8 protein-coding genes are annotated in these 6,148 nt (G+C 67.1%); 3 read left to right on the top strand and 5 right to left on the bottom strand.

Annotated elements, in window-relative coordinates; genetic code table 11:
- The first annotated feature begins 79 nt into the window (after positions 1-79).
- Positions 80-397, top strand: coding sequence for an ankyrin repeat domain-containing protein (locus H293_RS0148545; protein WP_020124785.1), 318 nt, complete (start codon positions 80-82; stop codon positions 395-397).
- On the opposite strand, the gene H293_RS0148540 is transcribed toward H293_RS0148545, so the two are convergent.
- Positions 387-1,186, bottom strand: a protein-coding gene (locus H293_RS0148540) for an IS5 family transposase (protein WP_259294743.1) whose coding sequence is annotated in 2 segments (ribosomal slippage) — positions 387-848 and positions 851-1,186 — 798 coding nt in all. Because the reading frame shifts where the segments join, the coding sequence is not laid out codon by codon here. The genes H293_RS0148545 and H293_RS0148540 overlap by 11 nt on opposite strands.
- A gap of 50 nt (positions 1,187-1,236) precedes the next feature.
- On the opposite strand from H293_RS0148540, the gene H293_RS56925 reads away from it, so the two are divergent.
- Positions 1,237-1,410 (top strand): SDR family oxidoreductase, encoded by a 174-nt coding sequence (locus H293_RS56925; protein ID WP_020124966.1) that lies wholly within the window; start codon positions 1,237-1,239, stop codon positions 1,408-1,410.
- A gap of 142 nt (positions 1,411-1,552) precedes the next feature.
- Here H293_RS56925 and H293_RS52415 read toward each other — a convergent pair whose 3' ends face one another.
- Positions 1,553-2,158, bottom strand: a complete 606-nt coding sequence (locus H293_RS52415) for a TetR/AcrR family transcriptional regulator (RefSeq protein ID WP_020124965.1) — start codon at positions 2,156-2,158, stop codon at positions 1,553-1,555.
- Between the two features lie 231 nt (positions 2,159-2,389).
- On the opposite strand from H293_RS52415, the gene H293_RS0148520 reads away from it, so the two are divergent.
- Positions 2,390-3,187 (top strand): SDR family NAD(P)-dependent oxidoreductase, encoded by a 798-nt coding sequence (locus H293_RS0148520; protein ID WP_020124964.1) that lies wholly within the window; start codon positions 2,390-2,392, stop codon positions 3,185-3,187.
- 303 nt (positions 3,188-3,490) lie between these two features.
- On the opposite strand, the gene H293_RS56915 is transcribed toward H293_RS0148520, so the two are convergent.
- The 3 genes from H293_RS56915 to H293_RS0148510 form a co-directional block, all read right to left on the bottom strand.
- Entirely contained in the window at positions 3,491-3,859 is a 369-nt protein-coding gene (locus tag H293_RS56915) for a hypothetical protein (protein WP_078612963.1), read from the bottom strand.
- A 260-nt stretch (positions 3,860-4,119) separates the two neighbouring features.
- A complete protein-coding gene (locus H293_RS0148515; RefSeq protein WP_028808879.1) occupies positions 4,120-4,920 on the bottom strand; it encodes an alpha/beta fold hydrolase in 801 nt (266 codons plus the stop codon).
- Positions 4,921-5,889: 969 nt separating this feature from the next.
- Positions 5,890-6,148, bottom strand: a 259-nt coding sequence (locus H293_RS0148510) for an IS5/IS1182 family transposase (protein ID WP_028808878.1), incomplete at its 5' end; no start/stop codon positions are given.

Raw genomic sequence — 6,148 nt, 5'->3', positions numbered from 1 at the left:
TTAGACGTCATCTCATTTGGCGATCGAAAGAACATGAAGTCACTGGTGAGAGTCGGCAATTGGGCGGTTGAATGATGTCGTGAGTGACTACTGGACGCCGGCTCATCATGCGGTGGAGCACGATGATGTGGAGACCTTGGCCCGGCTGCTGGCCAAGGGGGCCGATCCAGATGAGGTCTTCGGAAACATGACGCTGTTGACGCACGCGATCGACGCGGAGGGGGACGGAGCCTTGCAAACCGGGCATCCCTTGACCGTGCACACCACGGCGGTGCTGCTGGCCTTCGGCGCAGACCCATACCTCGCGGATCCTGATGGGCAAACCCCGATGGACCTGGCCGAGCACTACGGCCATGACTTGGCGATCGATCTGCTGCAGCGGCACCTCAACAGGTGAGTCGGCGGTAGCAGATGAGGGTGCAGGCGATGCTGGTGAAGGCCAGGAAGTGCTCGGCTTTGCGTTCGTAGCGGCGGTGCAGTCGGCGGCATCCGGCGAGCCAGGACATCGTGCGTTCGATGACCCACCGGTGGCGGCCAAGCCGCGTGGAGGACTCGATGCCCTTGCGGGCGATGCGGTGCTTGATGCCGCGCCCGCGTAACCATCGCCGCAGGTGGGCATAGTCGTATCCCTTGTCGGCATGAAGCTTTCCCGGTCTCCGCCGCCGGGGCCCGCGCCGGGAGCGGATCGGCGGTATGCCCTTCACCAGCGGGATCAGCGCCTGACTGTCATGCACGTTCGCCCCCGAGATCCCGACGGACAGGGGCAGACCGGTCCGTTCGGTGATCAGGTGGATCTTCGATCCATACTTGCCCCGGTCGACAGGATTCGGACCTGTCAAATCCCCCTTTTCAGGGCTCGCATGTTCACCGAGTCGATCGCGCAGCGGGACCAGTCCAGCTCGCCGCGGGCGCCGAGCTCGTCGAGGACCAGGCGGTGGAGCTTCGCCCACACCCTGGCCTTGGTCCACTCGGCAAAGCGCCGGTGGGCCGTTGCTCCCGACGGCCCGAACGACGCGGACGGAAGCTGCTGCCACGTGCAGCCCGACGTGGCCACGAAGACGATCGCAGCCAACACCTCCCGGTCACCGTGTCGGCGTCGCCCGCCGCCTTGAGGCCGGGACGGAGCCTCCGGCACCACCCGCTGGAACAGCTCCCACAACTCATCCGGCACCAGCCGCTCAACGATCGAAACCACGACCGACAGCCTACCGACCCAAATGAGATGACGTCTTAGAGATGACGGACCCATACCCGCCCGGCTACCTGGACGGACAGCTGTCGCGGATCCCCGCCGGTCGCATGGGCGACCCGCGGGAGCTCGCCGCCACGGTGGTCTTCCTGGCCTCCGACGCGGCCGGCTACATCACTGGCCAGACCTTGCCGGTGGACGGCGGCATCACGATCGTGTGAACTGGTTGGCGCACCGGGCCGAAGCCGAGAATCGGGTGCCGGTGATCGTGGTGACCGTCGAGTGCCAGATCGGCGAACTCACCCGCTGCCCCGAGCCCTGGCGCCGTTGGACTCGCCGTGTCGAGACAGTGGCGGGCGGGGTTCAGCGAGCGGGCGAAGATCCACCGGCCATGTGGTCGCTGGGTTGAACGTGGGCGATGAGCGTGACGAGGGTGTCGACCAGTTCATCGGCGGAGGTGCGCCATTTCCCGGTGGTGAAGTGGCCGCTCAGTTCCGCGTTGATGATCCCGCTGACGCCGGTGAAGAGCAGTCCACCGTAGCGGTGCACGTCCTGTTTGTCGACGACCTGGGAGACGAGGGCCAGAAATTCCTCCTGAGCGCGGCAGGAGGCGGCGACCATCTGGGCGGGGTCTTCGCCGGCCGGGGGGCCGAGCATCTGCCGGTAGCGGTGCGGGTGGTGCCGGCCGATGGAGACAAGCGCGGTGAGGGCGCCCCGGAGTTTGGCGGCCGGGGTGCCGCGCAGGGTGGCTATCTCGTCGCTGAAGCGCTCCCAGTCCTCTGTGGCGACGGCGGCGAGCAGGCTGTCCTTGTCGGCGAAGTGCCCGTAGGGAGCGCCGCGACTCACACCGGCCCGTGCGCTCACGTCCCGCAGCGTCACCGCGTCCGGACCACCCTCGTCGAGCAGTTCTGCGGCCGCGTCCAGAACGGCGCGTCGGGTGGCGGCGGCGGACTCTGCACGACTGACCATGCCCACATCATACAGATGACGACGTCATCCGAGTGGGTTGACGTTGTCACGTGAAAGTCCTAGGGTTTCCTTCATGTGACAACGTCACATGAAGAGGGCGGGGCGGATCTCGAATTACGGATGGTCCGCACGCCCACCCCGGATCGCTCCGCCAGGGCTTGCTGAGTCAGGCAGGCGGCCTTGCGTGCGGTGCTAGGTCTCATGCCTCAGAACACACAGGAGTAACGGACCATGGATCTACAACTCGTCGGCAAGCGCGTGCTCGTGACCGGCGCCAGCAAGGGCATTGGCCTGGCGATCGTGCGAGCCTTCGTCGCCGAAGGCGCATCAGTCACCGCGGTGTCCCGGCGCACCACACCCGAACTCGAAGCAACCGGGGCGGCCTTCGTGTCCGCCGACCTGTCCGAGGCCGATGAGTGCCATCGCATGGTCGAGGCAGTTCTGGCGACCGACCCGCGCTTGGACGTCCTGGTCAACAACGCCGGTGGCGGCAGCCTGCCGGAGGGTTCGCTCGGCAACGCCCTCGACGGCGGGGACGACATCTGGCAGGACGTCTTCGCACTGAATCTCAGCTCCTCCGTGCGGGTCATCCGAGCGGCACTGCCCGCCTTGATCGAGGCCCGCGGCGCGATCGTCAACATAGGCTCCGACTCCGCCCGGCGTCCCGGCGCCGCGGGCAGCACCCCGCTGCCGTACGCGGCCGCCAAAGCGGCGCTCACCACGTTCTCCCGGGGGCTCGCCGAGCGGATAGCCTCGGAGGGAGTACGCGTCAACACCGTGTCACCGGCTCTGACCAGGACCAACGCGATCGCGGGCGACGACGGTTACCTGTCCCAGGTGGCGCAGGCGGTCGGCGTCGAACACGCCACCCTGCTGCAGACCCTGCCGGCAGACCTCGGCATGCTCACAGGCAACATGATCGAGCCTGACGAGATCGCCCGCGCCGTACTGCTGCTGGCATCCCCGACCATGCCGAGTGCGATCGGTGCGAACTGGGCCGTCGACGCCGGTTCCATCAAGTTCGCATAGCACGATGGCGTCATGGCCGGAGCGGCCGGCTGTAAGTGGGTATCTAGTGCGGGTCTTTGCTGGTAACGGGCCCAATCCATTGCATCCACCGCGTGTGCCGTGGTGAACGACACGCTTTCCGCGAACCGCAAAGACGCCGCATGCTTGCCCGCGCCGACAACTGCCGCTCAGCAGCCAGTACCGACAGCGAGGGGGAGAGCACCCGGCCCGTGCCGCGCGAGGCCTCGGTGCAGAGGCCGGTGAAGAAAGGGTCGGCGCGGAACAGGGCGGCCAGAGCGGTATGGTCCAGGAGTGCCGTCGGCTTCACGCGGCGGCGTCCCCCTGATGGGACCGGATCCTCGACCAGGCGTCTTGGCCGGCCTGCTGCGTCTGGTCGGTGTACCCGATGCCGAGTTCACGAACAGCCTCAACGGCCCGTTCCTTCCGCTCGGCCGCCGTGAGCTCGCGTGTGGCGAGGTCGCGTACTTCCTCGCTGGTCTTAATGCTGGTCGGCTTGCCCTTACACCGATTTCTACCGTCGGTAGAATTGGAAGCGCACCTCTTTGAGAATGGTTTGTGCGCCTCGTACGCACCGGGCGCTCTCGACGGCACGCTGTTCGCGTGCACCGCGCTGCTCACCCCACCACCGCCCGCGCCGTCACCGCTCCCGCACACCCGGGCCGCGATGGACATGCGCCGCACCGTCGGAGCTAAGTCAGTCGGTACGGACGCATACCATCCGGTCCACCAAGAAGGCGGGAGCCCAGCGGGACCCTGTCGCGCATTTCGTCAGCAATTCCCAGACGTGCTGCCGCCTCGGCGGTCTGCCGACGCGGCAGCGGGTGGGCGGCGTGGACAAGACCGCGGGCTGGGTCTTGTCCACGCCACGGCACTCGCACGGCGCTTGGAGGAGCGTCCGGCCTGGACTGTGGGGTGTCCCGTCAAATTGAGTTTCAGTTGGAGCCGCGGTCCGCATCCTCGATGATGTGCGTGACGGCGCCAGGGTGACTGACCATCACATCGTGGGAGGAACTGACTCGCTCAATGTGCGCACCGGCCCGCTGGGACATGAACTGCTGCACGTCGGGCGAGATCGCGTGGTCCTGGGTGGTGATCAGGCTCCAGGAGGGCACCGTGCGGAACGCCTCAGCGGCACCGGGGTCGGTGACGGCCTTGGTGTTCGCCGGCCGCTGCGCGACCGCCATGTCGGCAGCGATGGTCGGATCGACGTCGCCGGCGAAGACCTCTCGGAAGTGGTCAGGGTCGATGGACACATCCGTACCGCCCGGAACGGGCGTCGCGATCAGCGGGATGGGCGACGAGGACCTGGCGGCCAGGTCCCCCACGGTCTCGCCCTTCACCGGGATGAAGCCGGCGACGTAGACCAGGGCCTTGACGTCGGGGTCCGATGCCGCGGCGTTGGTGATCACCGCGCCGCCGTAGGAGTGGCCGACCAGGATCACAGGGCCGTGGATGGTGGCCAGGTAGCTGGAGACGTAGGCGGAGTCGCTGGTGAGCCCTTGCAGAGGGTTGGCGATGGCTCGCACGGGGTAGCCATCGTGGCGCAGTCGCTCCACCACCTGGGACCAGCCGGAAGAGTCCGCCCACGCTCCATGGACGAGGACGACGGTCGGCTTCGGCGACGCAGGAGAACTTTCACCGCTCGCTGCCGCCACACCCGGGACCGCGGCGGCACTCAGCAGAGCGAGGGCGCCGGCGGCAATTGCGACGCGACGCGGGATACGGATTCGCATGATGAGTCCTTCAATTGGCTTGGTAATGGGGTCAGACGGGTCGGCGAGGTCTGCAACTGGCTGACCGGACTCGCTGATCCACGCTTGGTTCGAGTCGGATGTCAGCGCATGTGCGGTTGCGCCTGACAGCTGGATGGGAGCGGCGAGCGTCTCGCCATCTGATGAGCGATGCCGCCCCGGAAGCTGTCCGTCAGTGGCCCCTCCGCGCCCTCGCTCTGGATGACCGGGGCATTGCTCCTGTTGCGGACGTCCCCGCCCGCGGTACTGCCGGTCGGCGATCCACGCCGCGAATGCGCGACCGGCGACGACCACCTCCCGCGCAGCTCTGGCCTGCGCCGTCCTGTCGCAAGGGGCGCCGCCGGCGACACGGTCAGCGCGACACCGTAGGGCATCTCGGCCAGATTGGTCGGCACCATCTCCGGGAGACCGGTCTCAAGAGGGAGGGGCATGCGGAGAGTCCAAACGAGGTAGAACGTTCTGTCTTGTATATTGAAGGCTCCTCGGTCTCCGTTGTCAAGACCGAATGTTCTATCTCGGCCGGGGGGTGGCCAGCGACCTCGCCGAGCAGATAGGAGCTGGACGATCTCGTTGCGCTTGGCGCCTTCGGATCCGGCCTGACCCGCTGCCGACGGTCGGCTGTCGGGCCCAGGTCGATTTGAGGCCCTTTCCCGGACCCGATCGGAGCGTCCGCGCAGTGACGGCGCGCCATGCGGTCCGATCCCGCTGTGCGCCGTCCCGACCATGCTGTATCCCGACCGTCACGCATACCGGTGCGATCACCAAGCGCGCGTTCGTCGACGCCAACAAGCAGGTCCTCGGGCAGGCGGGCCGAGTGCGCTACGAACTCCTCTCAGGGAATCGAGCCTTCGCCAGACCGGGAGCGGCTCACTGTCCGTGCGTAGCCTTCGTGTCTGCCCACCCGAAGTCCCGGACCGGCCCGGCGCTCAGAGGTCGTTTTCTCCCGTTGTTTCATCCCGGGATGTGAATTTGATCCGGTGATGTCGGGTCGCGCCAGGAGACGGTGGTCTCGCCGGTGAGGCGGCGGGCCATCAGGTCGGTCATGGCGAGATGGATCATGGCTTCGGAGCGGTGCGGGTGGGTTTCGTAGTCGCGCGCCAGGCGGCGGTGCAGCATCAGCCAGCCGTAGGTCCGCTCGACCGCCCAGCGTTTCGGGATCGGGGTGAATCCCCTGGTTCCGGGGGTGCGTTGGACGATTTCGAGGTCGATG

The sequence above is a fragment of the Streptomyces canus 299MFChir4.1 genome (genome assembly GCF_000383615.1).
In the GTDB taxonomy this organism is placed as follows: Bacteria; Actinomycetota; Actinomycetes; order Streptomycetales; family Streptomycetaceae; genus Streptomyces; species Streptomyces canus_C.
This window is presented reverse-complemented; position numbering and strand designations above follow the sequence as displayed.

Bases quoted from the DNA above. Each gene is read 5' to 3' on its own strand.
- H293_RS56925 (WP_020124966.1), top strand. From the start codon at position 1,237: ATGACGGACCCATACCCGCCCGGCTACCTGGACGGACAGCTGTCGCGG.
- H293_RS52415 (WP_020124965.1), bottom strand. From the start codon at position 2,158: ATGGTCAGTCGTGCAGAGTCCGCCGCCGCCACCCGACGCGCCGTTCTG.
- H293_RS0148520 (WP_020124964.1), top strand. From the start codon at position 2,390: ATGGATCTACAACTCGTCGGCAAGCGCGTGCTCGTGACCGGCGCCAGC.
- H293_RS56915 (WP_078612963.1), bottom strand. From the start codon at position 3,859: ATGTCCATCGCGGCCCGGGTGTGCGGGAGCGGTGACGGCGCGGGCGGT.
- H293_RS0148515 (WP_028808879.1), bottom strand. From the start codon at position 4,920: ATGCGAATCCGTATCCCGCGTCGCGTCGCAATTGCCGCCGGCGCCCTC.